This window comes from Xanthomonas sp. 1678 (genome assembly GCF_031455575.1).
GTDB lineage: Bacteria > Pseudomonadota > Gammaproteobacteria > Xanthomonadales > Xanthomonadaceae > Xanthomonas_A.
Genome location: NZ_JAVDSZ010000003.1, coordinates 422,115 through 447,681 on the forward strand (window position 1 = coordinate 422,115; position 25,567 = coordinate 447,681).

The 25,567-nt window shown below is 68.6% G+C and carries 17 protein-coding genes; 3 read left to right on the forward strand and 14 right to left on the reverse strand.

What is annotated here, in order from left to right:
* Positions 1-11: 11 nt before the first annotated feature.
* Genes J2Y70_RS08065 through acnB form a run of 3 tightly spaced genes read left to right on the forward strand, consistent with a single transcriptional unit; the run spans position 12 to position 3,317 of the window.
* Positions 12-269: an AbrB/MazE/SpoVT family DNA-binding domain-containing protein gene (locus J2Y70_RS08065; RefSeq protein WP_309915637.1), complete on the forward strand. Its 258-nt coding sequence runs from the start codon at positions 12-14 to the stop codon at positions 267-269.
* A complete protein-coding gene (locus tag J2Y70_RS08070; RefSeq protein ID WP_309915640.1) occupies positions 266-673 on the forward strand; it encodes a type II toxin-antitoxin system VapC family toxin in 408 nt (135 codons plus the stop codon). Before J2Y70_RS08065 ends, J2Y70_RS08070 begins: the two co-directional genes overlap by 4 nt.
* A gap of 52 nt (positions 674-725) precedes the next feature.
* Positions 726-3,317, forward strand: a complete 2,592-nt coding sequence (gene acnB / locus J2Y70_RS08075; protein ID WP_309915643.1) for a bifunctional aconitate hydratase 2/2-methylisocitrate dehydratase — start codon at positions 726-728, stop codon at positions 3,315-3,317.
* Positions 3,318-4,034: 717 nt separating this feature from the next.
* Here acnB and J2Y70_RS08080 read toward each other — a convergent pair.
* The 14 genes from J2Y70_RS08080 to J2Y70_RS08145 form a co-directional block, all read right to left on the reverse strand.
* A complete protein-coding gene (locus J2Y70_RS08080; protein ID WP_309915646.1) occupies positions 4,035-6,956 on the reverse strand; it encodes a diguanylate cyclase in 2,922 nt (973 codons plus the stop codon).
* A gap of 56 nt (positions 6,957-7,012) precedes the next feature.
* Positions 7,013-9,655, reverse strand: coding sequence for an EAL domain-containing protein (locus J2Y70_RS08085; RefSeq protein WP_309915649.1), 2,643 nt, complete (start codon positions 9,653-9,655; stop codon positions 7,013-7,015).
* A gap of 184 nt (positions 9,656-9,839) precedes the next feature.
* Positions 9,840-10,916 carry a chemotaxis response regulator protein-glutamate methylesterase gene (locus J2Y70_RS08090; RefSeq protein ID WP_309915652.1) on the reverse strand — a complete coding sequence of 359 codons (1,077 nt, stop codon included), beginning with the start codon at positions 10,914-10,916 and terminating at the stop codon, positions 9,840-9,842.
* A complete protein-coding gene (gene cheD / locus J2Y70_RS08095) occupies positions 10,913-11,515 on the reverse strand; it encodes a chemoreceptor glutamine deamidase CheD (protein WP_263398213.1) in 603 nt (200 codons plus the stop codon). The genes J2Y70_RS08090 and cheD overlap by 4 nt, the downstream gene beginning before the upstream one ends.
* The gene (locus J2Y70_RS08100; RefSeq protein WP_263398214.1) at positions 11,512-12,378 is read right to left on the reverse strand and encodes a CheR family methyltransferase; all 867 of its coding nucleotides are present in this window, start codon (positions 12,376-12,378) and stop codon (positions 11,512-11,514) included. Before J2Y70_RS08100 ends, cheD begins: the two co-directional genes overlap by 4 nt.
* Positions 12,379-12,468: 90 nt before the next feature.
* Positions 12,469-14,715 (reverse strand): methyl-accepting chemotaxis protein, encoded by a 2,247-nt coding sequence (locus tag J2Y70_RS08105; RefSeq protein ID WP_309915661.1) that lies wholly within the window; start codon positions 14,713-14,715, stop codon positions 12,469-12,471.
* Positions 14,716-14,772: 57 nt separating this feature from the next.
* Complete coding sequence (locus J2Y70_RS08110; RefSeq protein ID WP_309915663.1) at positions 14,773-15,342, reverse strand: MCP four helix bundle domain-containing protein; 570 nt, start codon at positions 15,340-15,342, stop codon at positions 14,773-14,775.
* Between the two features lie 170 nt (positions 15,343-15,512).
* Positions 15,513-17,780 carry a methyl-accepting chemotaxis protein gene (locus tag J2Y70_RS08115; protein WP_309915666.1) on the reverse strand — a complete coding sequence of 756 codons (2,268 nt, stop codon included), beginning with the start codon at positions 17,778-17,780 and terminating at the stop codon, positions 15,513-15,515.
* 187 nt (positions 17,781-17,967) lie between these two features.
* On the reverse strand, positions 17,968-20,355 hold the full coding sequence (locus J2Y70_RS08120) for a methyl-accepting chemotaxis protein (RefSeq protein ID WP_309915670.1): 2,388 nt from the start codon (positions 20,353-20,355) through the stop codon (positions 17,968-17,970).
* A 101-nt stretch (positions 20,356-20,456) separates the two neighbouring features.
* The gene (locus J2Y70_RS08125) at positions 20,457-20,837 is read right to left on the reverse strand and encodes a hypothetical protein (RefSeq protein ID WP_309915673.1); all 381 of its coding nucleotides are present in this window, start codon (positions 20,835-20,837) and stop codon (positions 20,457-20,459) included.
* Between the two features lie 183 nt (positions 20,838-21,020).
* Positions 21,021-21,512 carry a chemotaxis protein CheW gene (locus tag J2Y70_RS08130; RefSeq protein WP_206258023.1) on the reverse strand — a complete coding sequence of 164 codons (492 nt, stop codon included), beginning with the start codon at positions 21,510-21,512 and terminating at the stop codon, positions 21,021-21,023.
* A 257-nt stretch (positions 21,513-21,769) separates the two neighbouring features.
* Complete coding sequence (locus J2Y70_RS08135) at positions 21,770-22,552, reverse strand: flagellar brake protein (RefSeq protein WP_263398220.1); 783 nt, start codon at positions 22,550-22,552, stop codon at positions 21,770-21,772.
* Positions 22,553-22,613: 61 nt separating this feature from the next.
* On the reverse strand, positions 22,614-24,821 hold the full coding sequence (locus J2Y70_RS08140; protein ID WP_309915679.1) for a methyl-accepting chemotaxis protein: 2,208 nt from the start codon (positions 24,819-24,821) through the stop codon (positions 22,614-22,616).
* A complete protein-coding gene (locus J2Y70_RS08145) occupies positions 24,818-25,318 on the reverse strand; it encodes a hypothetical protein (protein WP_309915681.1) in 501 nt (166 codons plus the stop codon). The genes J2Y70_RS08140 and J2Y70_RS08145 overlap by 4 nt, the downstream gene beginning before the upstream one ends.
* Between the last annotated feature and the right edge of the window lie 249 nt (positions 25,319-25,567).

Consider the following 25,567-nt stretch of genomic DNA (forward strand, 5'->3'; position numbering starts at 1 on the left):
TGGAGGCCACCATGGAAGCCACCGTCGCCGAGCGCGGTCAGATCACCTTGCCCAAGGCCGTGCGCGATGCGCTGGGCCTGAGCAAGGGCACCATCCTGAAGGTGGAGCTGGACGGCGGCCGCATCATCCTGCGCAAGAGCGTGGACGATGCGATCTCGCGCGCGCGCGGCCGCTTCAAGCTCGACGGCTTCGCCAGCACCGACGAGGCGATGCGCGCGATCCGCGGCCGCGCGCCGGGCGATCCGTTCGAGCCCGACGCCAAGGCATGATCGCGATCGACTCGTCCGTGCTGGTGGACCTGCTGGCCGACGGCCCGCAGGCCGACGCCACCGAAGCCTGCCTGCGCCAGTGCCTGAGCACCGGCCCGGTGGTGGTGTGCGACATCGTCCTGGCCGAGGTGTGCAGCGCGCTGCGCGACGGCGCCGAGGCGCTGTCGGTGCTGGAGGACATGAGCATCCGCTTCAGCGCGCTGGAGGCCAAGTCGGCGTTGCGCGCCGGCGAGATGCAGCGCCGCTTCCGCGCCCGCGGCGGCAAGCGCGAGCGGGTGGTGGCCGATTTCCTGATCGGCGCCCATGCGCTGCTGCAATGCGATGGCCTGATCACCCGCGACGACGGCTTTTTCCGCGACTACTTCAAGGGCCTGAAGATCATCGTGCCCAAGCCGGCCGCCTGACGCCGCGCATCCGCTTACCGCTCATCCCCACCGAAATTCCCGGAGAACCCGCATGTTGGAAGCCTACCGCCACCACGTCGCAGAGCGCGCCGCGCTCGGAATCCCGCCGCTGCCGCTGAGCGCGCAGCAGACCGCCGAGGTCATCGAGCTGCTGAAGCAGCCGCCGGCCGGCGAGGAGGCGTTCCTGGTCGAGCTGCTGAGCCAGCGCGTGCCGGCCGGCGTCGACGACGCCGCCAAGGTCAAGGCCTCGTACCTGGCCGCGGTCGCCTTCGGCACCGAGAAGAGCGCGCTGATCAGTCCGACCCGCGCGACCGAACTGCTCGGCACCATGCTCGGCGGCTACAACATCCATCCGCTGATCGAGCTGCTGGACAACGCCGAGCTCGGCGCGGTCGCCGCCGAAGCCCTGAAGCACACGCTGCTGATCTTCGACGCGTTCCACGACGTGCAGGAAAAGGCCGAGGCCGGCAACGCGCACGCCAAGGCGGTGCTGCAGAGCTGGGCCGATGCCGAGTGGTTCACCAGCAAGCCGGAAGTGCCGCAGAGCCTGACCGTCACCGTGTTCAAGGTGCCGGGCGAGACCAACACCGACGACCTGTCGCCGGCGCCGGACGCGACCACGCGCCCGGACATCCCCATGCACGCGCTGGCGATGCTGAAGAACAAGCGCGACGGCGCCGCGTTCGTGCCGGAAGAAGACGGCAAGCGCGGTCCGATCCAGGCCATCGCCGACCTCAAGGCCAAGGGCCACCTGGTCGCCTACGTCGGCGACGTGGTCGGCACCGGTTCCTCGCGCAAGTCGGCGACCAACTCGGTGCTGTGGTGGACCGGCGAGGACATTCCCTACATCCCGAACAAGCGCTTCGGCGGCGTGTGCCTGGGTTCGAAGATCGCGCCGATCTTCTACAACACCATGGAAGACGCCGGCGCGCTGCCGATCGAACTGGACGTGTCGCAGATGGAGCACGGCGACGTGGTCGAGCTGCGTCCGTACGACGGCAAAGCGCTGAAGAACGGCCAGGTGATCGCCGAATTCGCGATGAAGTCGGACGTGCTGTTCGACGAAGTGCGTGCCGGTGGCCGCATCCCGCTGATCGTCGGCCGCGGCCTGACCGCCAAGGCGCGCGAGTTCCTCGGCCTGCCGGCCTCGGACCTGTTCCGCCTGCCGATGGTGCCCGCCGATACCGGCAAGGGCTTCTCGCTGGCGCAGAAGATGGTCGGTCGCGCCTGCGGCCTGCCGGAAGGCAAGGGCATGCGTCCGGGCACCTACTGCGAACCGAAGATGACCTCGGTGGGCTCGCAGGACACCACCGGGCCGATGACCCGCGACGAGCTGAAGGACCTGGCATGCCTGGGCTTCTCCGCCGACCTGGTGATGCAGTCGTTCTGCCACACCGCCGCGTATCCGAAGCCGGTCGACGTCAAGACCCACCACACCCTGCCGGAGTTCATCTCCACCCGCGGCGGCGTGTCGCTGCGTCCTGGCGACGGCGTGATCCACAGCTGGCTCAACCGCATGCTGCTGCCCGACACCGTCGGCACCGGCGGCGACTCGCACACCCGTTTCCCGATCGGCATTTCGTTCCCGGCCGGCTCCGGCCTGGTCGCCTTCGCCGCGGCCACCGGCGTGATGCCGCTGGACATGCCGGAAAGCGTGCTGGTGCGCTTCAAGGGCGAGATGCAGCCGGGCGTGACCCTGCGCGACCTGGTCAACGCGATCCCGCTGTACGCGATCAAGGACGGCCTGCTGACCGTGGCCAAGCTGGGCAAGAAGAACATCTTCTCCGGCCGCATCCTGGAGATCGAAGGCTTGCCGAACCTGAAGGTGGAGCAGGCGTTCGAGCTGTCCGATGCCTCGGCCGAGCGCTCCGCCGCCGGCTGCAGCGTGCGCCTGAACAAGGAGCCGATCGTCGAGTACCTCACCAGCAACATCACCCTGCTGCGCTGGATGATCGCCGAAGGCTACGCCGATGCGCGCACCCTGGGCCGCCGCATCAAGAAGATGGAAGAGTGGCTGGCCGATCCGCAGCTGCTCGAGCCCGATGCCGATGCCGAGTACGCCGCGGTGATCGAGATCGACCTGGCCGACATCCACGAGCCGATCGTGGCCTGCCCGAACGATCCGGACGACGTCAAGACGCTGTCGGACGTCGCCGGCGCGGCGATCGACGAGGTGTTCATCGGTTCGTGCATGACCAACATCGGCCACTTCCGCGCGGCGGCCAAGCTGCTGGAAGGCAAGCGCGACATCCCGACCCGCCTGTGGGTCGCGCCGCCGACCAAGATGGACGCCTCCGAGCTGACCAAGGAAGGCCACTACGGCACCTTCGGCGCGGCCGGCGCGCGCATGGAGATGCCGGGCTGCTCGCTGTGCATGGGCAACCAGGCGCAGGCGCGCGAGGGCGCCACGGTGTTCTCCACCTCCACCCGCAACTTCCCCAACCGGCTGGGCCGCAACACCAACGTCTATTTGGGCTCGGCGGAACTGGCGGCGATCTGTTCGCGCCTGGGCCGCATCCCGACCAAGGACGAGTACATGGCCGACGTGGGCGTGATCAAGACCAGCGGCGAGCAGATCTACCGCTACATGAACTTCGACCAGATCCAGGAATACCAGGACGTGGCCGATACGGTCGCCGCCTGATCCAGGCGGTCGAACGCTGTAACGAAAAGCCCGGCAATGCCGGGCTTTTTCGTTTGCGGCGTGCGCCGGTGGCGCTGTGCCGCGCGCGGTGTGTGTTCTGAGCGGTCGCGGGTGGGTTTGGTTGGTCCGAGGTCGTGCAGAACTGTCTGCGCGAGCGCATGCATGGTTTGCGAATGTCTGTGTGCCCGGATCGTCGGCCTTGGCGCCATCCTTATTCGGCAAGTCGCGCCGCTTCGTTCGTCGCGACTGAAGTCGCTCCCACAGGGAAGCTTGGCGAGGCGATGATTCGCCAACGCAGGACGGCGACGTGCCGGCGTGTGTGTGGGCAGAGCTCAACGCCGGCTGCACCAATTCCAGTCCTCCGCCGAGTCTGTCGCGACTGAAGTCGCTCCTACAAGGGCGCTTGGCGGCGCGATGATTCGCTGGCGCAGGACACGACGTGACGGCATTTGGGGAGGGATTTCGACTCCTGTTGCACCAATTCCAGCCAGTTCTGCGCCGCGTCTGTCGCGACTGAAGTCGCTCCTACAGGGCAAGGGGCGCTTGGCGGCGCGAGGGTTCGCCAGCGCAGGACGGCAGTGTGGCGGCAGTTGTGGGAGGGACTTCAGTCCCGACTGCACCGATCCCAACGGGGTTTCTCTGCCGCACTCCACGACTGGAGGCGCTCCGCGAGACGCTCGGCGAGGCCAGACATTTCGTGCGGAAGTGCATGGCCGCTCAGGCGGCTTCCACCCGGTTGCGGCCGTTTTCCTTGGCCCGGTACAGGGCCTGGTCGGCGCGGTCGGTCAGGCGCGTGCTCGACAGGTTGGCGCTCGGCCATTTGCTGGCGCAGCCGACGCTGACGGTCACCAGCCGATGGCTGGCGTCCGGTGCGTGCAGCACCGCACAGTCAAGCACCGCCTGGCGCAGGCGTTCGCCGACGGCGAGCGCGGCGGCGGTATCGCAGCCGGGCAGCAGCGCCACGAATTCCTCGCCGCCGTAGCGCGCCAGCACGCCGTCCTCGCGCAGCTGCGCCGCCATCGCCAGGGCGACCGTGCGCAGGCAGTCGTCACCGGCCAGATGGCCGTAGTGGTCGTTGAAGCGCTTGAACTCGTCGATGTCGATCATCAGCAGCGACAACGGCCGCTGCTGCGCCTGCATCTGCTCCCACAGGCGCTGCTGGCTTTCGACGAAGTGGCGGTGGTTGGCGATGCCGGTGACCGGATCGCGCTGCGCCTGGTCGGCGAGGCGGCGGTTGGCCTGCTCCAGTTCGTGGGTGCGCGTGCGCACCAGCCGCGCCAGCAGGTCGCGGTGACGGCGCAGCCGGTAGCCGTGGACGCGCCAACCGAGCAGCAGCGCGGCAAGCAGCAACAGCACCGCCGCACCCCAGCTCAGCGGCGACAGGTACCACGGCGACGGCTGCCGGAAGCGCAGCCGTGCCGGCGTGGCCGACCAGGCGCCGGTGTCGCTGCGCGCGATGATCTCCAGCGTGCTGTCCTCCCACGGCAGCAGCGGGAAGTGCAGGCTGCGCTGTGCGCCGATGTCGGTCCAGGCCGCGTCCTGCCCGGGGCGCGTCAGGCGGTAGCGGAAGCGGGTCTTTTCCGGCGCGCCGAGGTTGATCGCGGTGAACTCCACTTCGATGTCGTGGCTGTGCGGCGGCAGGCGCAGTTCCGCCGCCAGCGGCACGCTGCGGCCGCCGACGGCGAGCGACTGGATGCGCACCGGCGGCGCCTGCGCGCGGCGGCGGCCGAGCGCCAGCGGATCGATCTCGGCGAAGCCGGAAATCAGCGGGAACCACAGCTTGCCGGCGCTGTCGCGCAGGCATGCCGGCTGGCCGCCGCCGTTGGTTTCGGCCGGCTCCAGGCCGTCGCTTTCGGAAAAGCCGATCGCGCTCAGCTCCTGGCTGCCGCTGGCGGCCTTGGCCAGTTGCTCCGGCGGCAGCAGCGAAATGCCGCGGTTGCCGCTGAGCCATAGCCCGCCCTGCGCGTCGGCGACCATGCACGAGACCACGTCGTCGAACAGGCCGCTGCCGCGATCGAAGCGCTGCACGCGGCCGCCGGCGATGCGGTTGAGCCCGCCGCCGTAGGTGCCGATCCACAAGGTACCGTCGGGCTGCTCGTACAGCGAGCGCACGAAGCGGCTGGACAGGCCGTTGGCGGTGCTCCAGCGTTCCACCACCCGCTGCCGCCGCCAGCGCACCACGCCTTCGCCGCCGGCCAGCCACAGCCCGCCCTGCTGCGCCGGCTGGATCAGGGTGACGCTGCCGGGCAGCCCGGGAATGGCCTGCGGCGTGCCGGTCTCGCCGCCGGCGCCGACCGCGATGGCATAGACGCCGTGGCCGCTGGCGACCAGCAGCTTGTTCTTGGCGGTGCGGTACAGGGCGCGGATCGGCAACTGGTCGGGCCAATGCGCGATCAGCCGCAGCGCCTGGCTGCGGTAGTCGTCGCTGTCGCGCGCCGCGCGGTCGTCCTGCGCGTCCGGCGCCAGATAGCCGACGCGGCCGTCGACGGTGCCGATCCACAGTCCGCCGGCCTCGTCGCGGTGCAGCGACCACACGCACTCGTTGCCGAGCGTGCGTTGCAGCGACCAACTGCGCAGGCGCCCGCTGGGCGCATCCCAGTGCCGCAGGCCGCCGCAGACGGTGCCCAGCCACAGCCCGCCGCTGCCGTCGCCGATCACCGGCAGGCCGGGCAGGTCCATGCCCTGCTGCGGATCGTTGAGCAGGCCGATGCGCGAGCGCGCGATGCGCAGCAGGCCGCGCGCGTTGCTGCCCAGCCACAGATTGCCGTCTCGATCGTTGAGCAGGCTGTGCGCCGCCGGCAGCGCCGGGGTCGCCAGCGGGCGCAGCCCGGCGCCATCGTCGTCGTCGCGGAACACCCGGCCGTCGACATCCAGCGCCCACAGGCGTTGCTGCGCATCGCGGGCCAGCGCCTGCGCGCCGCGCACCGGCGCCGGCTGCGGCAGCCATTGCCGGCGCACCGTGTCGTAGCGGTGCAGGGCGCCGCCGGCGCCCACCCACAGCACGCTGCCTTCGCTGAAAAGGGAATTGATCCGGGTTTCCCCGGCCGGCAGCGGCACCGCCTGGCGCTGCCCGCGGCGCAGCCGCCACAGGCCTTGCCCGCCCAGATAGAGCTGCGCGTCGCCACCGAGCGCGGCGGCCATGTCCAGCGCTTGCGGATGGTGTTCGAGGGTGCGCAGCGTGCGCGGGTCGATCCGGTACGCGCCGGCGCTGCTCAGCACCCACACGCTGTGGTCGGCGGCGGCGACGAAGCGGCGGATCAGGCAGCGGCCGCCGCACACGTCCAGGCGCAGGAAGCGGCCGTCGCGATAGACGCTGACCCCGGCGTCCTCGCTGCCGATCCACAGCTGGCCGCGCGCGTCCTCGAACAGCTGCAGGATCCGGTCGCTGGACGGACCGCTGTCGGCCAGGCTGCGGTAGACGCTGAAGTCGCTGCCGTCGAAGCGCGCCAGTCCGCCGAAGGTGCCCAGCCACAGGAAGCCGTCGCGATCCTGCACGATCGCGTTCACCGAATTCTGCGGCAGGCCGTCGTCGGTGGAGAAGCGGCGCACGACCTCGGGATAGGCAGGGCGCAGCGTCTGCGCGGCGAGCGCGGCACTGGCGGACAGCAACAACAGCGACAGCAGGAAGCGGATCGGCATTGCGCGAGAGCGATGAAAAAGTGATCCGGATCAAGCAATATCTGTGCCGCAACCCGCTATGGCGTGGCGCCGCCGGAGTCTGCCGGCGGTGTCCGCGCACCTGCGCCGGCCAGGTGCGCGTCGAGCCAGCGTTCCAGGGTCGTTCCCGGCAACGCCGGGGCGAACAGGAAACCCTGCAGTACGTCGCAGCCGAGCGCGGCCAGGAAGGCCCGCTGCGCCTCGGTCTCGACGCCTTCGGCGACGGTGTGCAGGCGCAGGCTCTCGCCGATGCGCAGCACCGAGGTGGTCAACGCGCGTGCGGTCTCGCTGTGTTCCAGGTCGCGCACGAAGCTCATGTCCAACTTGAGTTCGTTGACCGGCAACTGATGCAGATGGCTGAGGCTGGAATAGCCGGTGCCGAAATCGTCCAGCGACAGGCGCACGCCGCTGGCTTGCAGTTGACGCAGATTGGCCAGCACCGCCGGTGCGTTGGACAGCATGACGCTCTCGGTCATCTCCAGCGCCAGGTCGCTGGGCGCCAGCGCATGCGCGCTCAGCATCTGCGCCACGCGCGCGGGCAACTGCGCGTCGGCGAAGTTGCTGGCCGACAGGTTGACCGCCACGCGCGGCACCGGCACGCCGCGCAGGCGCCAGTCGGCCATCTGCCGGCAGGCCTGGCGCAGCACCCAGTGGCCGAGTTCGTCGATCAGCCCGCATTCCTCGGCCATCGGCACGAAGCGCCCCGGCGAGATATCGCCCAGGTGCGGGTGCTGCCAGCGCAACAGCGCTTCCACACCGTACAGCGCGTACGGCGGCTGGCTGCGCAGTTGCGGCTGGTAGTGCAGTTGCAGCTGGTCGCGGCGCAGCGCTTCGCGCAGCGCGGTCTCCATCGCCACGCGTTCCTGCGCCATGCGGTTCATGTCGGCGCTGAAGAAGCGGAAGCTGCCGCCGCCTTCGTTCTTGGCCCGGTACATGGCCAGGTCGGCATGGCGCAGCAGGGTCTCGATGTCGCGGCCGTCGTCGGGGAACATCGCCACGCCGATGCTGGCGCCCGGGTGCAGGGTCACATGTCCGACCACCAGCGGCTCGGCCAGCGCCAGCAACAGGCGCTCGGCCACCCCGGCCGCCTGCTCGGCGCCGCATTGCGGCAGCATCAGCACGAACTCGTCGCCGGCCTGGCGGCCGATCAGGTCGGCCGCGCCCAGGGTCTCGCCCAGGCGCCGGGCGATGTCGCGCAGCAGGCCGTCGCCGGAGGCGTGGCCCTGGGTCTCGTTGACCCGCTTGAAGCGGTCGATGTCGACGAACAGGATCGCCACCGGAAACTCGTGGTACTCGGCGGCGGCCAGCGCCTGCTCGGCGCGGGCGCTGAACATCACCCGGTTGGGCAGGCCGGTCAACGAATCGTAGAACGCCAGCTGGTGCACGCGCGCCTTGGTCTGCTCGCGCTCCAGCGCCAGCGCGCACAGGTGCAGGCACAGCTCGATCAGCCGCAGGTGCCAGGCCGGCGGCTCGCATACCTCGCGGTAGTACAGCGCGAAGCTGCCGAGCACGCGCCCGCCGCTGGACTTGATCGGGCTGGCCACGCAGCTGCGCAGGCCCAACTGCGCCATCAGCGCACGATGGTCGGCGAACACCGGGTCGGTGCCGGTGTCGTGCACCAGTACCTGCTTGCCGCGCCAGATCGCGGTGCCGCAGGCGCCGGCGGCGGGGCCGATGCGCAGGCCCTCGACCGCCGCGTTGAACGAGGTCGGCAGGCTCGGCGAGGCCAGCGGGTGCAGCAGTCCATCGCCATCGACGCTGATGATCGAAGCGATCACCTGCGGGGCGATGCGCTCGACTTCGTTGCAGATCAGCGCGGCCACGTCGACCAGCGGCTGTTCGCGGACCAGCGCATCGAGCACGTTCTTGTGCAGGATCTCGTGCATCTTGCTGTGGGTGATGTCGGTGAACGACAGCACGTAATGCTGGATGCCGCCGTCCTCGTCGGCGATCGGATTGGCCACGATCGTGGTCCACAGCGGCGAGCCGTCCTTGCGATAGACCAGCAGATCGGCCTGGTGGCCCTGGCCGCCGACCACGCGCTCACGGATCTGCCGGACCACCTGCATGTCGGTGCCGGGGCCGGGCAGCACCTTGCTCGGCAGGCGCCCGCGCACGTCGGCGGCGGCATAGCCGAACATCTGCACGAAGCCGGCGTTGACGTAGAGGATGGTCAGCTGCGGGTCGCAGACCACGATCGCGTTGTCGCTGCGGTCCAGCGCCAGCGACAGCAGCCGCATCTTGGCGTCGCGCCCGCGTTCGGCGCTGATGTCGCGCACGAACACCACGTGCAGCGGACCGTGCTCCTGCGGCACCGTGGTCGCGCTCACCGCCACCCAGCGCTGCATGCCGTCGTTGCCGGGCAGCTGCAGCTCGTGGCTGTCGCCGGGCGTGCGGGTGCCTTGCTGCAGGCAGCGGGCCAGGAAGCCCGCCCGCGTGTCGTCGCTCACCAGTTCGCCGAGCGAACGCCCCAGCACCTGGGCCTGGGACAGGCCCCACAGCGCTTCGGCCGTGCGGTTGAAGGCGAGGATGCGCGCGTCGGCGTCGATCACCACCACGCCGTCGGGCGCCTGCTGCAGGCAGTTCAGCAGCGCCTGCTCGGACAGGGCCAGCGCGCCCGAGGCCGACGCCGACGCCGCGCCGCTGGATGCGATCGGTGTGCGGCCGCGCTGGTGCGGCATGGCGTCAGCGCCCGCTCGCGCGACGTGTGGCGGGCTGGGCGGCGCGCACGGCACGCCGAGGGGGCGTACGCGGACGCGCATGGGACGGTGTCATCGCTGACTCGCTGATCGACATAGGTTCCCCTCGTTGTTGCTGCCCGCACGTCCAGGTACGCGTGGCCCCACCCAGTCGCGTCGACAGAGCCTAGCGCGCCTGGCTGGACAACGCGATCAGGCGCTCGGCGATGCGGTCCAGCGGCAACACTTCCTGTGCGGCGCCGAGCCGGAACGCGGTGCCGGGCATGCCCCAGACTACGCTGGTGGCCTCGTCCTGCACCAGCGTGCTGGCGCCGGCCTGCAACATTTCCAGCAGGCCGCGCGCGCCGTCGTCGCCCATACCGGTCAGTACTGCGCCGATCGCGTTGGCGCCGGCGTTGCGCGCCACCGACTGGAACAGCACGTCCACCGCCGGCTTGTGCCGGTTGACCGGCGGGCCGTCGTCGATCTTGCAGCGCCAGCGCGCACCGTCGCGGACCACCTGCAGGTGCTTGCCGCCGGGCGGCAGGTAGGCGTGGCCGGGCAGGATCGCTTCGCCTTCGCTGGCTTCGCGCACCGCCATCGCGGAATGCCGGTTGAGGCGGTCGGCGAAGGCGGTGCTGAAGCCGGCGGGCAGATGCTGGGTCATCACCACCGCCGGCGCGTCGGCCGGCATGCCTTCCAGCACCACGCGCAGCGCCTCGGTGCCGCCGGCGGAGGCGCCGATCGCGATCAGCCGGTCGGTGGTGCGGAACTTCAGCGTGGACGCGGCGCTGGGCAGCACCACGTTGCCGCCGGGCCGCGGCGCGGCGGCCGGACGGTCGAGCGCGCGGACCTTGGCCTTGGCCGCGGCCTTGACCTTGCCGACGATTTCCTCGGCGTATTCCTCCAGGCCGCGCGCCACGTCCAGCTTGGGCTTGGAGATGAAGTCGACCGCGCCCAGCGCCAGCGCCTGCAGGGTGGTGTCGGCGCCGCGTTCGGTCAGCGAGGAAATCATCACCACCGGCGTGGGCCGCAGCCGCATCAGGTTTTCCAGGAACGCCAGGCCGTCCATGCGCGGCATTTCCACGTCCAGGGTGATCACGTCCGGATTCAGCCGCTTGATCTTCTCGCGGGCCAGGATCGGATCGGCGGCCGAGCCGACCACCTCGATGCCGGGCGCGCGCGACAGGATCTCGGTCAGCATCTGCCGCACGACCGCCGAGTCGTCCACGATCAGCACGCGGCAAGGATTTTCTGCAGTCATTCGAACAACTCCACGGCGCCGGTGACCGGCGCTTTGGCGAGACGGGCACGTACCGCCGATTCGGCGGCGGCGACTTCGGCTTCCTCGTGCGCGTGCGGCAGGCGCTGCACGACCACGCGGCCGGTGGTGGGGAAAAACCAGATCTTGCGCGGATGGATGCCGCGCAGGTCTTCGGCCAGCACTGGGATGTGTTCGGCCTTGAGGTAGTTCAGCACGAACTCGGCGTTGCGGGTACCGACCGGGTTGTTGGTGAAGCCCCTGAGCACGTTGCCGCCGCCGAACACCTTGGCTTCTAGGCGGCCGCGGCTGGCGCCGCGCTTGAGCAGGTCGTTGATCAGCACTTCCATCGCGTAGCTGCCGTAGCGCGCCGGCGCGCCGTCGCCGGCCTGGCCGTCGGGCAGCATGAAGTGGTTCATGCCGCCGATCTTCAGCAGCGGATCGCGGATGCAGGCGGCCACGCACGAGCCGAGGATGGTGGTCAGCGCGGTGTCGTCGTCCACCACCAGGTACTGGGTCGGCAGCAGCTTGGCCGCGACCGTCTGGAAGCGGGTGTCGTGGTAGCGCATCACCTGATCCGCGACCATCGTGGCGGCACTCATGCGCGTGCCTTGGCGGCGCGTCGGTACAGGGTGCGGCCGCAGGGCTGGATCAGGTCGGCCGCATGCAGGTAGTTCTCCGAATGGCCGGTGTAGAGCATGCCTTCGTCGTCCAGGTGCGGGATCAGCCGCGACAGGATGCCGCGCTGGGTCGGCTTGTCGAAATAGATCATCACGTTGCGGCAGAACAGCGCCAGGTACGGGCCGCTGACGTCGTAGCGCGGTTCCAGCAGGTTCAACTGGCGGAACTCGAGCAGGTCGCGCAGCGCCGGCAGCACCCGGCACTGGCCTTCGTTGGCGCCGCTGCCGCGCTGGAAGTACTTGCGCTTGAGCGCCGGATCCAGGCTGGAGATGCGGTCGACCGCGTACACGCCGCGCGAAGCGGTGGCCAGCACCTGGGTATCCACGTCGGTGGCCAGGATCCGCACCGGCGGGGTCAGCGTGCCGAACGCCTCGCAGGCGGTGATCGCCAGCGAGTAGGGTTCCTCGCCGGTGGAGGCGGCGCAGGACCAGATCTTTACCGGCGCCGAGGCGGCGTGCTTCTGCAGTTCCTCGCGCAGGCGCTCGAAGTGGTGCGGCTCGCGGAAGAACGAGGTCAGGTTGGTGGTCAGCGCGTTGGTGAAGGCTTCCCACTCGTCGCCGCCGTCGCGCTCCAGCCAGTCCAGGTACTCGCGGAACGAGCGCAGGCCCAGCGTGCGCAGGCGCCGCGACAGGCGGCCATAGACCATGTCGCGCTTGGCCGGCGCCAGCGCGATGCCCGCCTTCTGGTAGATCAGGTCGCAGACCCGCTTGAAGTCGCGATCGCTGAATTCGAAATCGCGATTGTCGGAACCGGGATGGGGCAGGGAGGACGTTGGAGTGGCCATGGCTCGCAGCGGTGATCGGTCTAACGGGTTATCGGCCGGCGCCGAGCGAAATTGACGCCGGAAGGAGCCGCGGCCTGCGCCGCCGCGGGATCAGAACTCCTGCCACTGGCCTTCGGCGGCGGTGGCGCTCGCCGCACTGCGCTGGCGCGGCGCCGGACGCGGCGCGGGCGCCGCCGGCCTGGGCTTGGCCCGCAGCGGCGCCGCCAGCGCGGCGGGTGCGGCAGGCGTCGGCGCGCTGGCGTGCGGATCCAGCTTGAACTCGGCGACGGTGGCGCTGAGCTGGTTGGCCTGGGTCTGCAGCGTGCGCGCCGCGGCGGTGGCTTCCTCGACCAGGGCGGCGTTCTGCTGGGTGGCCTCGTCCATCTGGGTGACGGTCTGGTTGACCTGCTCGATGCCGGCGGACTGCTCCTGCGAGGCGGCGGAGATCTCGCCCATAATGTCGGTCACGCGCTGCACCGAGGTCACGATCTCCTGCATGGTCTGGCCGGCCTTGCCGACCAGCACCGAGCCTTCGCTGACCCGGGTCACCGACTCGTCGATCAGGCCCTTGATCTCCTTGGCTGCGCCGGCCGAGCGCTGGGCGAGGGTACGCACCTCGCTGGCGACGACCGCGAAGCCGCGACCCTGTTCGCCGGCGCGCGCCGCTTCCACCGCGGCGTTGAGCGCGAGGATGTTGGTCTGGAACGCGATGCCGTCGATCACCGAGATGATGTCGGCGATCTTCTTCGACGAGGTCTCGATACCGCTCATCGTGGTCACCACCTGGCTGACCACGTCGCCACCCTGCGAGGCGACAGAGGCCGCGCCGACCGCCAACTGGTTGGCCTGGCGCGCATGCTCAGCGTTCTGCTTGACCGTGGAGGTCAGTTCCTCCATCGACGCAGCGGTCTCTTCCAGGCTCGCCGCCTGTTGTTCCGTGCGGCGCGACAGGTCGTCGTTGCCGGCGGCGATTTCCGACGAGGCGACGTTGATGCTGGCGGCTGCGGTCTGGATGCGGCCGACGATGCCGGCCAGTTGCTCGGCGGTGGCATTGGCGTCGTCGCGCATTCTGGCGAACACGCCGTTGAACTCTCCGCGCATGCGCACGCTCAGATCGCCGGCGGCGATGGCCTGCAGCAGCTGGGACAGCTCGCCGAGCGTGTGGTCGCTGACTTCCATCATCGCGTTGAGGTTCTGCACCATCGCGCGGAAGTCGTACTGGAAATGCGTGGCGTCGCCGCGGGCGCTGAAGTCGCCGGCGGCGGCGGCTTCGGCCAGCTGCTTGACCTGCACGTTCATCGCCATCAGGTTGGCCTTGGCCGTGTCCATCGCGTCGGTCAGCACCGCCTTCTCGCCGGGCAGGCGATCCATGTCCTCGGTCAGGTCGCCGATCGCATAGCGCTGGATGATCTGCACCAGGCGCAGCTTCACCGCCACGTGCGAGGCGACCAGGTCGTTGGTGGCCTTGACCATCTGCCCGTAGTCGCCGGGGAACGCGCTCTCGTCCATGCGATAGCTGATCGTGCCCTGTTCATGGCGCTGCGCCATCTGGTTCTGCGCGTCGATCACCTCGCGGATGCGGCCGCGCATGTCGAGCATGTCGCCCATCAGCTGGCCGATCTCGTCGTTGGAGCGCGTGCGCACGGCGCTGTCCAGCTCGCCACGGGCGATGGCCTGCGACAGTTGCCGCGCGGCATTCAGCTGTTGCGCGATGCTGCGCGAGATCAGCCAGCCGACGCTGGAGGCGACCAGGACGGCCAGGCCGAGCAGGCCCAGGATCAGCACCTTGGTGTGCGACAGCTGCCGGTTGGCGACTTCCATTTCCCGGTTCAGCTGCGCGATGTTGTAGTCGGTCAACGCCACGATCCGCTCGAACAGCTCGCGCCGCAGCGGCCGCGACTGCTTGTCGGAAACGGCCTGCGCGGCCGCCACGTCGCCGGCGCGCAAGGCGTCGCCCATCAAGGTGTTGGCGTGCAGGTAGCCATCCAGCTTTTCCTTGACGCCGGCATACATCTTCACCTGCTCGGGTTCCAGCATCACCTTCTCGATGATGGCCTGGTTCTTCGCCACTTCGGTGCGTACCTTCTGCATGCGCTTGAAATAGTCGGCCACCGCCTCCGGGTCGCCGGCACGTGCGATCTGCGCCAGTTCGTAGGTGCGGAACTCGCCGAGCTGCGCGCGGACTTCGGCCAGCGCCTGGGTCGCCGGCACCCAGTCGACTTCGATGCGTCGCAGTTCGGACATCGCCAAGGTGGTCCGCGAATAGGTGAAGACGCCCAGGATCACGGTCAGCAGCGTGGTCACGGCGAAGGCGAAGATCAGCTTGTCGCGGATTTTCAGTTGCTTGAAGAAGTTCATGGACGTTTCCGTGCGGACGGTTGTCGAAGATGGTGACGATCTGGGTGCGGCGGCCAGTTAGCGCGCGGCGTAGGCGCGCGCCACGGCGTCCGTGTCCAAGGCGTGCAGGGCGTTGATACGGTCCAGTTCCAGCAGATCGGCGAACAGCGCCCGACGCAGTGGCAGCGCCTGCTGCGTGGACAGTTGTCTGGCGCGATCGCGGTCGCCGGCATGCACTGCCGCACTGAGCTGCCGGTGCACTTGCAGGTAGGCATCCAGCTCGGTCTGGACCTGGGCGAAGTGGCGGCGCTCCTCGCCGCTCGGCACGGTGGCGGTGTACAGCGCCAGCTGCCGGCGCGCGCCGCGCAGCGATTGCTCGATGCGTCGGTCGTAGTCGGCCACATCGGCGGCATTGCCGGTCGCGGCGACCAAGGACAGCTGGTACAGCCGCAGTTCCGCCAGGTGCGCACGCAGTTCGCGCAGGGCCATGGCCGATGGCGCCTGTCGGGTCTGCAGGCGCAGCAGGTGCTCGCGCGAGTCGTCGAGTGAGCGGGTGCCCAGTTGCGCCACGCCGATCATCACGGCGCAGCCGAGGACGCACAGCAGCGAGGCGAGCAGGGACGATTTCAGATCGGTATAGCGTGGCATCTCATGCTCCCGAAGTGGCGACGGTGACGACAGGGGCGCAACAGTGCATTGCATTCCAGCGTCGTTGATCAGATATCGACGGCCAAGCGCATCGCTTGAGCCGTCCTGTCCAGTGCTTCCTTGCAATTGGGATGCCAATGCGGTTCCCGGCCTTGGGAAACCGCCACGCTTCAGAACGTGGCCCAGTCGGTTTCGGTCGTCGCATGCGAGGCCGCCGCCGGCACGGCGGGCCGGGCCGGCTTGGCCGCGGCCGGCCGCGACGGGGCAGGCCGCGAGGCGGCATGGGCAGGTGCGGTCGCCGCGGCACGTGCCGGCGCGGCCAAGCCTGGGGTGCCGCCGAGCCGGAATACGGCCGCAGCGTCGCCCAGCCGGCGAGCTTCTTCCTCCAGCGCCCGTGCCGATGCGCTGGCTTCCTCGACCAGTGCGGCGTTCTGCTGGGTGGCCTCGTCCATCTGGGTCACGGTCTGGTTGACCTGCTCGATGCCGGCCGACTGCTCCTGCGAGGCGGCGGAGATCTCGCCCATGATGTCGGTCACACGTTGCACCGACGCCACGATCTCCTGCATGGTCTGGCCAGCCTTGCCGACCAGCACCGAGCCTTCGCTGACCCGGGTCACCGACTCGTCGATCAGGCCCTTGATCTCCTTGGCCGCGCCGGCCGAGCGCTGGGCCAGGGTACGCACCTCGCTGGCGACGACCGCAAAGCCGCGGCCCTGTTCGCCGGCACGCGCCGCTTCCACCGCGGCGTTGAGCGCCAGGATATTGGTCTGGAAGGCGATGCCGTCGATCACCGAGATGATGTCGGCGATTTTCTTGGAGGAGGTCTCGATGCCGCTCATCGTGGTCACCACCTGGCTGACCACGTCGCCGCCCTGCGAGGCGACCGCCGCGGCGCCGACCGCCAACTGGTTGGCCTGGCGCGCATGCTCGGCGTTCTGCTTGACCGTGGAGGTCAGTTCCTCCATCGAGGCAGCGGTTTCTTCCAGGCTGGCCGCCTGCTGCTCGGTACGCCGCGACAGGTCGTCGTTGCCGGCGGCGATCTCGGTGGTCGCGGTATTGATGCTCAGCGCCGCGGCCTGGATGCGGCCGACGATATCGGCGAGCTGATCGGCGGTGGCGTTGGCGTCGTCGCGCATCTTGGCGAACACGCCGTTGAACTCGCCCTGCATGCGCACGCCCAGGTCGCCGGCGGCGATGGCCTGCAGCAGGGTGGACAGCTGGCCCAGGTTGCGGTCGCTGACCTCCATCATCGCGTTGAGGTCCTGCACCATCAGCCGGAAATCGTGCTGGAAGTGCGCGGCATCGCCGCGGGCGCTGAAGTCGCCGGCGGCGGCCGCCGCGGCCAGGCGCTTGATCTCCGTATTGATCGCCAGCAGGCTGGCCTTGGCCGCGTCCATCGATTCGTGCAGCACCGCGCGGCTGCCGGGCAGGCGCCGCGCGTCGCGGCGCAGGTCGCCGTTGGCGTACTCGTTGAGCACCGCGATCGCATCGACGATCGCATCCAGGTGCTCGAACATCATCGTGTTGATGCCCTGGCTCAGCTCGCCGTACACGCCGGGGAAGTCCTGCGGCATGCGATGGGTCATGTCCTTGTCGGCATGCAGCAGCGCCATCTTCGCCGTCTCGCTGGAGAAACGCTCCAGCATCTGGATCATCTCGCCGGTGGCGCGCAGCATCTGCCCGGTCTCGTCGCGTCCGGGATTGTCGATGCGTACGCTGAGGTCGCCCCTGGACACCGCGCGGATCGCCTGCAGCGTGCGCGCGACCGGCACCAGCACCGAGCTGCCGATCAGCCAGTTGATGCCGAAGGTGATCAGCACCAGCACGCCGCCGGCCACGGTCATCACGCCGGTGAACAGCAGCGCCTGCGCCTGCACGTCGTCCATGTATACGCCGGTGCCGATGACCCAGTTCCAGGGCTTGAACGGCGCGTTGTAGGACACCTTCTCGACCGGCTCCTCGTTGCCGGGCTTGGGCCACAGATAGTCCACATAGCCGCCGCCGGCCGCCGCCGCGGTGACGAACTGGCGGAAGATCGGCTTGCCGTCGGCGCTCAGCACGCCGCCGAGGTCCTTGCCGACCAGGTCGTGGCGGGTCGGGTGCATCAGCATGGTCGGGCGCATGTCGTGCACGTAGAAATAGTCCACGCCGTCGCGGGCGCGCATCGATTCGAGCGTGGCCAGCGCGGTGCGCTGCGCGTCGGCCAGCGGCATCTGCCCGGCCTCGGCTTTGGCCGCATAGGCCTGCACCACGCCCAGCGCCAGTTCGATCTGGCTCTTCAGCGCCTGCTCGCGGGTGTTGCGGATATCCACGTACTGCATCCGCGCGGCGATGATCGCCAGCAGGACGATGCCGCCGCCCAGCAGCAGGGTCTGCCAGACGAACTTGCGGCGCAGCGGCAGATCCGACAGGCGGGCAACGAGCGAGGTGTACGACATGGAATAGGCCTTCGGATTGTCTCGAAAGTCTTAGCGGCGCAGATGTCACAAAGTTGAGACATGCGCCGTCGCGGTCCTGAACGCACGGACCTAGCCATCACCGGGCAATGCATTGCGCAAAAAAAAAATCCCCGGCGCGAGGCCGGGGATCGGGAAGTGCCGGAAGCTGCCTGCCGTGGCCGGCGCCTCAGAACTCCTGCCAGTCCGAATCGGCCAGGGCCGGCTCGGACTTCTTGCTGCGCGCGGCCGGAGCCGGCTTGCTCGATGCCACCGCGACCGGCTTTTTCGCCGCCGGGCGGATCGGATGCACCTGCGCCGGCGCCTGCTTGGCCACCGGTGCGCTGAGCGCAGACTGCTCCAGGCGGAAGATCGAGACCGCCTCGGTCAGCTGTCCTGCCTGCTCTTCCATCGAGCGCGCCGCCGCGGTGGCTTCTTCCACCAGCGCGGCGTTCTGCTGGGTGGTTTCGTCCATCTGGGTGACGGTCTGGTTGACCTGCTCGATGCCGGCCGACTGTTCCTGCGAGGCCGCGGCGATTTCGCTCATGATGTCGGTGACGCGCTGCACCGAGGACACGATCTCCTGCATGGTCTGGCCCGCCTGGCGCACCAGCGCCGAGCCGTTGGCGACCTGGCCGACCGACGCATCGATCAGGCCCTTGATCTCCTTGGCGGCATTGGCCGAGCGCTGGGCGAGGGTGCGCACTTCCGATGCGACCACCGCGAAGCCGCGGCCCTGTTCGCCGGCACGCGCCGCTTCCACGGCGGCATTCAAGGCCAGGATGTTGGTCTGGAACGCGATGCCGTCGATCACGCTGATGATGTCGGCGATCTTCTTCGAGGAGGTCTCGATGCCGCTCATCGTGGTCACCACCTTGCCGACCACCTCGCCGCCCTGCGAGGCGACGGCGGCGGCGCCGACCGCGAGCTGGTTGGCCTGGCGTGCGTGTTCGGCGTTCTGCTTGACCGTGGAGGTCAGCTCTTCCATCGACGCGGCGGTCTCTTCCAGGTTGGCGGCCTGCTGCTCGGTGCGCCGCGACAGGTCGTCGTTGCCGGCGGCGATTTCGCCGGCGGCGGCATTGATCGAGACCGCGGCGGTCTGGATGCGGCCGACGATGCCGGCCAGTTGCTCGGCGGTGGCGTTGGCGTCGTCGCGCATGGTCGCGAACACGCCGTGGAACTCGCCGTGCATGCGCGCGGTCAGGTCGCCTTGCGACAGCGCGGTCAGCAGCTTGGAGACTTCGCCGATGCTGTCGCCGTTGGCCTGCAACAGGCCGTTGAGCTGCTGCGCCAGCTGCAGGAAGAAGCCCTGCTTGCCGTCGGTGGCCACGCGTCCGGACAGGTCGCCGTCGGCGGCGGCCTGCACGATCCTGGCCACTTCCTCTTCGACCTGGGCCTCGACGGTGCGGTCGCGCGATTCGCAGACGAACCCGACATGGCTGCCGTGCGCGTCGCGGATGCTGGAGATGATCTGCGCGATGCGCGCATGGCCGTAGGCCATCTCGCGTTCGGCGGTGCCCTGTTTCTCGATCGCGGCCACGGTGCGGGTGTCGATCAGATTGCCGTGCTCCAGCACCGTCAGCGAGGAGCCGACCAGCGGCATGCTCGAGTCGAAGGCGGGGGCGACGTTGTGGATCTCGTCGGCGTACTTGTCGACGATGCCCTGCATCGACGGGTTCGCGTAGACGATGTTGTAGTCCAGGTCGGCGATGAACATGCCGGTGGACGAGTTGTCCAGCGCGGTGCGGATGCGCAGGTTCTCGGCGGCCACCGCCGCGTCGCGCTCGGTGCGCTCGCGCAGGTCCTGCTGCATGCGCTTGAGCGCCTGCATCAGTTCGCCGATCTCGTCCTGGCCGCTGGCGTCGATATGGCCATCGAGTTTGCCGCTGGCGACTTCGGTGGCGACCTTGACCGCGCTGCCCACGTTGTTACGCAGCATGCGCCCGAACAGCCAGGCCATGCCGATCGCGCCGGCGATGCCGATCAACAGGCATACCACCAGTGTGGCCGATGCCTTGGTGTAGGTGCTGGTGGCAGCCTTCGCGGCGGCCTCGGCCTGGAGATTGTTCTGCGCGATCAATGCGATCACGTCGTCCACGACCTTGTTGTGCAGGGTCCGGGTCTCGCCGGTGAAGGTGTCGATCGCATCGTCACCCAGGTCCAGCTGCACCATCTCGTCGACGGACTTGTAGGAGGCCAGCGCCTTCTTCCAGTCGGCGACGGTGCGCTCGTAGATCTTCCGTTCCTGGGGGGTGCTGATCATCGCTGGATACTTGGCGATGATCTCGTCCATCTGCTTGTTCAGCACGACCTTGCGCGTTTCCGCTTCCTTCTTGACCGTGTCGCTGCTGCGAATCAGGCTCTGGTAGGCCGCGCTGCGGTACTCGCCCAGGATGCCGCGGATGTCCCCGCCGGCGCGGACGCTGGGTATGGTCCGGTTGGAGAGGGTGTTGGTGACGGCATCGAGCGAATTCAGGCCCGAATACGCGGCCAGCCCCTGGATGACCATCAATGCCAGCACCAGGCCGAATGCCAGCATCAGCTTCGGCATCAGGTTCAGATTCTTTATCCACTGCATGAACGCATTTCCCCTTGGTTCGACGACGGCGGCGAATCACCAGAAAAACAAAAGCGCCGCCATGCCGAAGCGCATAGGCTCCGGCGTGGCGACGCTTCGTCTTACTTGATCGTGGCCAGCTTCAGGCTGGACGGCGCGCTGACCTGGATCTCGGCGCGCGAGCTGTCGCGTTCGATCTTGCCCAGCACGCACACGTCCTTGCCTTCCAGGCTCTCCGGCGCGAAGCCGAACTTGCCGCGGTCGGCGCCGGCGATGCGCGCGGAGAAGGTGTGGCGCGGGAACATGCCGCCCATGTACAGGAAGGTCGGCTCGCCTTCGGAGTTCTGCGCGTACTTGGCCTTTTCGACCTTGCCGCAGACCATGCCGTCCTTGCCGACGAAGCGCGACGCCATCTCCGGCGGGATCATCTGCTGCGATTGGGCGAAGGCGCTCGGGCTGGCGGCAAGCAGCAGGACCAGCAGCAGGGGGAAGTTCGGCTTCATGGGGGACAACTCCTTTAGGGTGGGCAAATGGGTCGGCCCGGTGCTGCGTCGGGCCACGTATCAGCTATCGGCGTGGTAACGACGAACTTGATCGTTGCAAGTGATAAGCAGTTCGCATTTCCGAAAAAAAACCCGCCGGTGAGCGGCGGGTCAGGGAAGTGCGTGCAGTGCGGCGGCGAAGGCTCAGGCGGCTTCGTCGACGTGCGCCTGCTGGCTCAGGTCGGCGCTGTCCAGCAGCGTCTCGATGTCCAGCAGGATCAGCATCTTGTCGTCCTGGGTGCCGATGCCGGAGATGAAGCGGGTGTCCACCGCGGCGCCGAACTCGGGCGTCGGCCGGATCTGCTCCTCGTTCAGCGGGATCACGTCGGAGACGCTGTCCACGACGATGCCGACCACGCGGTCCTCGACATTGAGCACGATCATCACGGTGAAGGCGTCGTAGCGCGCTTCCTTCAGGCGCAGCTTCAGGCGCAGGTCGATCACCGGCACGATGGTGCCGCGCAGGTTGATCACGCCCTTGATGTATTCCGGAGCGTCCGGCACCCGGGTGACCGAGTCGTAACCGCGGATTTCCTGCACTTTCAGGATATCGACGCCGTAGTGCTCTTCGCCGAGGGTGAAGCTGAGGAATTCGCCGCCGGTGGCACCGGAGGCGGAGGTGTTCTTGTCGTTCATCGTGTGCTCCTGGTGCGCACGGAATTGCGGAGGGATGGCGGGAAGCGGGAAATGCGGCTCTTGCACTAGATCGGCGTGGCGGGGCGGAACTTTAGTGGTGCTGCAACCGGCCCGACGGCCTGGGTGTTCGATGCGGACGACATGGCCTGTAGGAGCGGCTGCAGCCGCGACCGGGCCTTACCGGTACTGTCCGGTCGCGGCTGAAGCCGCTCCTACAGGGGGTGCCGGGTGCGGTCAGGGCGAGGTCGAAGCGCTCCTCAGGACAGCACGCCGCTCTTGCGGGCGCTGCGCTGGCGTTCGATGCGGAAGATGTAGCGCTGGATCGCCGCATCGGCGCCGCGCGGCAGGTCGGCGAAGCGCAGTCCCACCCGCAGCGTGTCCTGGCCGTTGGCCAGCTTGTGCGGATGCATGTTGCACACCTGCAGGGTCAGCGGGATCGCATCGGCGTCGGGCAGTTGCAGCACGCAGTGCGGGTAGCTCTGCTGGCTCTGCGGCAATGGCTGGCCGGGCAACAGCGCCACCGCCACGCCACCGGCGCTGATGTCGATGATCCGCAGCACCAACTCGGCCGGCGGGCTGGCATCGTTCAGCCGCAGGACGCACATCGGCGATTCGGTGATCGGCGTCTCCAGGCGGAAATGCTCGCGGCGCTGCAGGTAGTACAGCGCGTCGGGCAACGGCGCGCGGAAGCCGGAAACCTCGTCGCTGCGGACCAGTTCCAGGTCGGCGATGCGGAAGCGCAGGCGGACCTTGTCCAGCTGCGCGAAACACAGCAGGTACTCGGCCTGCTCGGTCAGGCGGTTGTTGGCTTCGTTGACGCTCAGGTCCAGCAGCAAGGAGTGCTCGTCCACTTCCAGCAACGCGGTCGAGAACGCGTGGTCGCGGCCGCCCGGATGCGCGCTGACCTGCGAGCGCTGGTTGATCAGCGATTGCAGCAACTGCCGGATCTGCCGCGCGTTGGTCAGCAGGAAGCGGTCGTCCTGTTCCGTCGCCTCGTGCGGAGACGGCGTGGTGGAGTCGCTGGGAATGCCTTCGGCCATAGTGGGCAATGAGGAGGATGGAATGGGATGGAACGATGCGTTTTCGCCCCGTCCCACGATCCTATCGGCCGTGTCCGGCTTTTTTGTAGCCTGGATGTAATGTGGCGACGTTGCCGTCCGCGCCGCCCTGCGGATGCCGCTCCAGGGTGAACGAGGCGACCGCCCGCGCCAGCTCGCCGGCCTGGCCTTCCATCGTGCGGGCGTTGGCGGTGGCTTCCTCGACCAGTGCGGCGTTCTGCTGGGTGGCCTCGTCCATCTGGGTCACGGTCTGGTTGACCTGCTCGATGCCGGCGGACTGCTCCTGCGAGGCGGCCGAAATCTCGCCCATGATGTCGGTGACGCGCTGTACCGAGGACACGATCTCCTGCATGGTGCGGCCGGCCTGGTCGACCAGCGCCGAGCCTTCGGCGACGCGGCCGACCGACTCGTCGATCAGGCCCTTGATCTCCTTGGCCGCGCCGGCCGAGCGCTGGGCCAGGGTGCGTACCTCGCTGGCGACGACTGCGAAGCCGCGGCCCTGTTCGCCGGCACGCGCCGCTTCCACCGCCGCGTTGAGCGCCAGGATATTGGTCTGGAAGGCGATGCCGTCGATCACGCTGATGATGTCGGCGATCTTCTTCGACGAGGTTTCGATGCCGCTCATCGTGGTCACCACCTGGGCGACCACCTGACCGCCCTGCGAGGCGACAGCCGCCGCGCCGACCGCCAGCTGGTTGGCCTGGCGCGCATGCTCGGCGTTCTGCTTCACGGTGGAGGTCAGCTCCTCCATCGAGGCAGCGGTCTCTTCCAGGCTGGCGGCCTGTTGTTCGGTGCGCCGCGACAGGTCGTCGTTGCCGGCGGCGATCTCGCCGGCGGCGGTATTGATCGCATCCGAGGCGCCCTGGATCTGGCGCACGATCGTCGCCAGTTGTTCGGCGGTGGTGTTGGCGTGTTCCTTCATGCCGGCGTAGACGCCTTGCAGGTCGGCGTCGATGCGGGTGGACAGGTTGCCCTCGGCCAGCGCCTGCAGCATGTGCTGGATATGCGCCAGGCCGGAGGAACTGGCTTCCAGCAAGGCATTGATCTGTTCGGCCAGCAGCAACAGGAAGCCGTGCTTGTCGTCCAGGCGCACGCGGCCGTCGAGGTCGCCGGCGACCGCACTGCGCACGATGCCGGCGATTTCCTCTTCCACCGCCACTTCGGCGGTGCGGTCGGCCCATTCGACGACGAAGCCGAGGCGGTTGCCGTCGCCGTCGAGCACCGGGTTGACGATCAGGCGCATGGTGCGCCCGCCCACCCGGATCTGTGCGGTGTGGGTCTGCTGCAATGACGCCAGCAGCTTGGCCTGGTGCTCGGGCCGTTTGTGGAAGATGTCGATGTTGCGCGTCAGCAGGTCGTTGGCATCGAAGCTGGGAAGATCGCGGCGCAGGTCGTCCTGCGCGGCCAGCAGCATGCGCGACAGCGGCTTGTTGACGTAGACGATGTTGCGCTCGGCATCGGCGATCATCACGTTGGCGGTGACGTTCTCCAGCGCGCTGCGGATGCGCAGGTTCTCGCGCTGGGCCTCCACGTCCTGTTCGCGGCTGCTCAGCAGCTGCTCGCTGGCCACCACCAGGGTATGGGCGATCGAGCCTTCCGGCAGGGTCATGCCGCGGATCGAGGCCGGCAGCGGTTGCTGGCGGGCGATGGCGCGCGCCAGCAGCGACAGGTCGCGCGGGTCGTGGCCGACGTCCAGCAGTTGCCTGCGCATCTGCACGGCCATCGCCACCAGGACGCCGGCTTCGGCCACCACATAGCCCGCGTGCATGGCCAGGATGTTGATCCCTGTGCCGGCCGCGAACGCACGCAGCGGCAGGCCGCGATGCTGCAACCAGAAGAACAGCAGGTGGTGGACGGCGATGGCCGCGGAGGCGACCACGATCGGCCGCCAGTCGCGGTAGTACAGCAGCAAGGCGATCAGCACGATCACGCCGAAATGGACCTCGGTCATGCCGCCGGCCTGTTGGATCAGTACCGCCGCCAGCACCATCAAGCCCAGCGCCACGGTGCAGCGGCTCAGCAACGTGCCGGGGTAGAGCTTCACCTGCAGGGCGATGACCGCCAGGGTCGGCAGCGTCACCGCCAGCCACGGCGTCCATACGCCCTGGCGCCAGGCGACGGCCAGGCTGACGATGCCGACGAACGCGGCCACCGCCAGGAACAGCCGGTCGGCCTCCGCGGCCAGTTTTTGCAGATACACGTAGCGCTCGTTGCCTACGAGGAAGCTTCCCTGGGTGTTCGATGCGCTCATGCGGATAATTCCTTGGGGCATGCACAGTGGGTAAAGAGGACCAGCGGCGACGCATCGCCGGCCGCGAGCAGACGCGGGACCAGCGAGGCGGCGGGGATGGCGTCGCCGCAGCCTTCGATTTGCGACGGTCCGGCGTAGACCAGGCGATCGTCGGCGCCGAACACGATCAGCGCATACGGCAAAGCCTTGGGTGCTGGCCTGTCGCTCAGGTCGATACTGAGCAGGCCGGGCGGCGCAGACGCCAGTGCGCGCGGCTTGCAGCCGCATCCGGCCACGCGCAACTGGAACGCCACGGCCTGGCCGCGCGGCGGCATGGAGGACACGAATGCCTGCAATTGCCGGCGGATATCCTCGGCGCTAGCGGTGGCCGGCGGCTTGCCGAGGAACGCCAGGCTGGCCGCCGCCCACGCCGCCCACAAGGCGAGCAACACCGCACCGACGGGGAGGGACGATGAACGGAGAGAATTTCCTCCGGCGGTGGTGGCGTCGTCGTACATGGCATTCGGGCAGGCGATGCGCCGACATTCACCGGCTCTTCACGTTATCGACGGGAAGGGGTGGGGCTTTAGGATCGGTGACGCTTTCGAGGCAAATGCGTTCCCTGCCTGCGCATACGAGCAAAGAACGCCAGGAATCTCATGGCGATAAGCGACAGGGTCGAAGACAGTCGGTCGTGCCCTGGATGTATGCATTCGATGCCGGTGCAGCGCCCAGATTTGCGCGCAGCTTGGGCGGGGCGGCAGCCT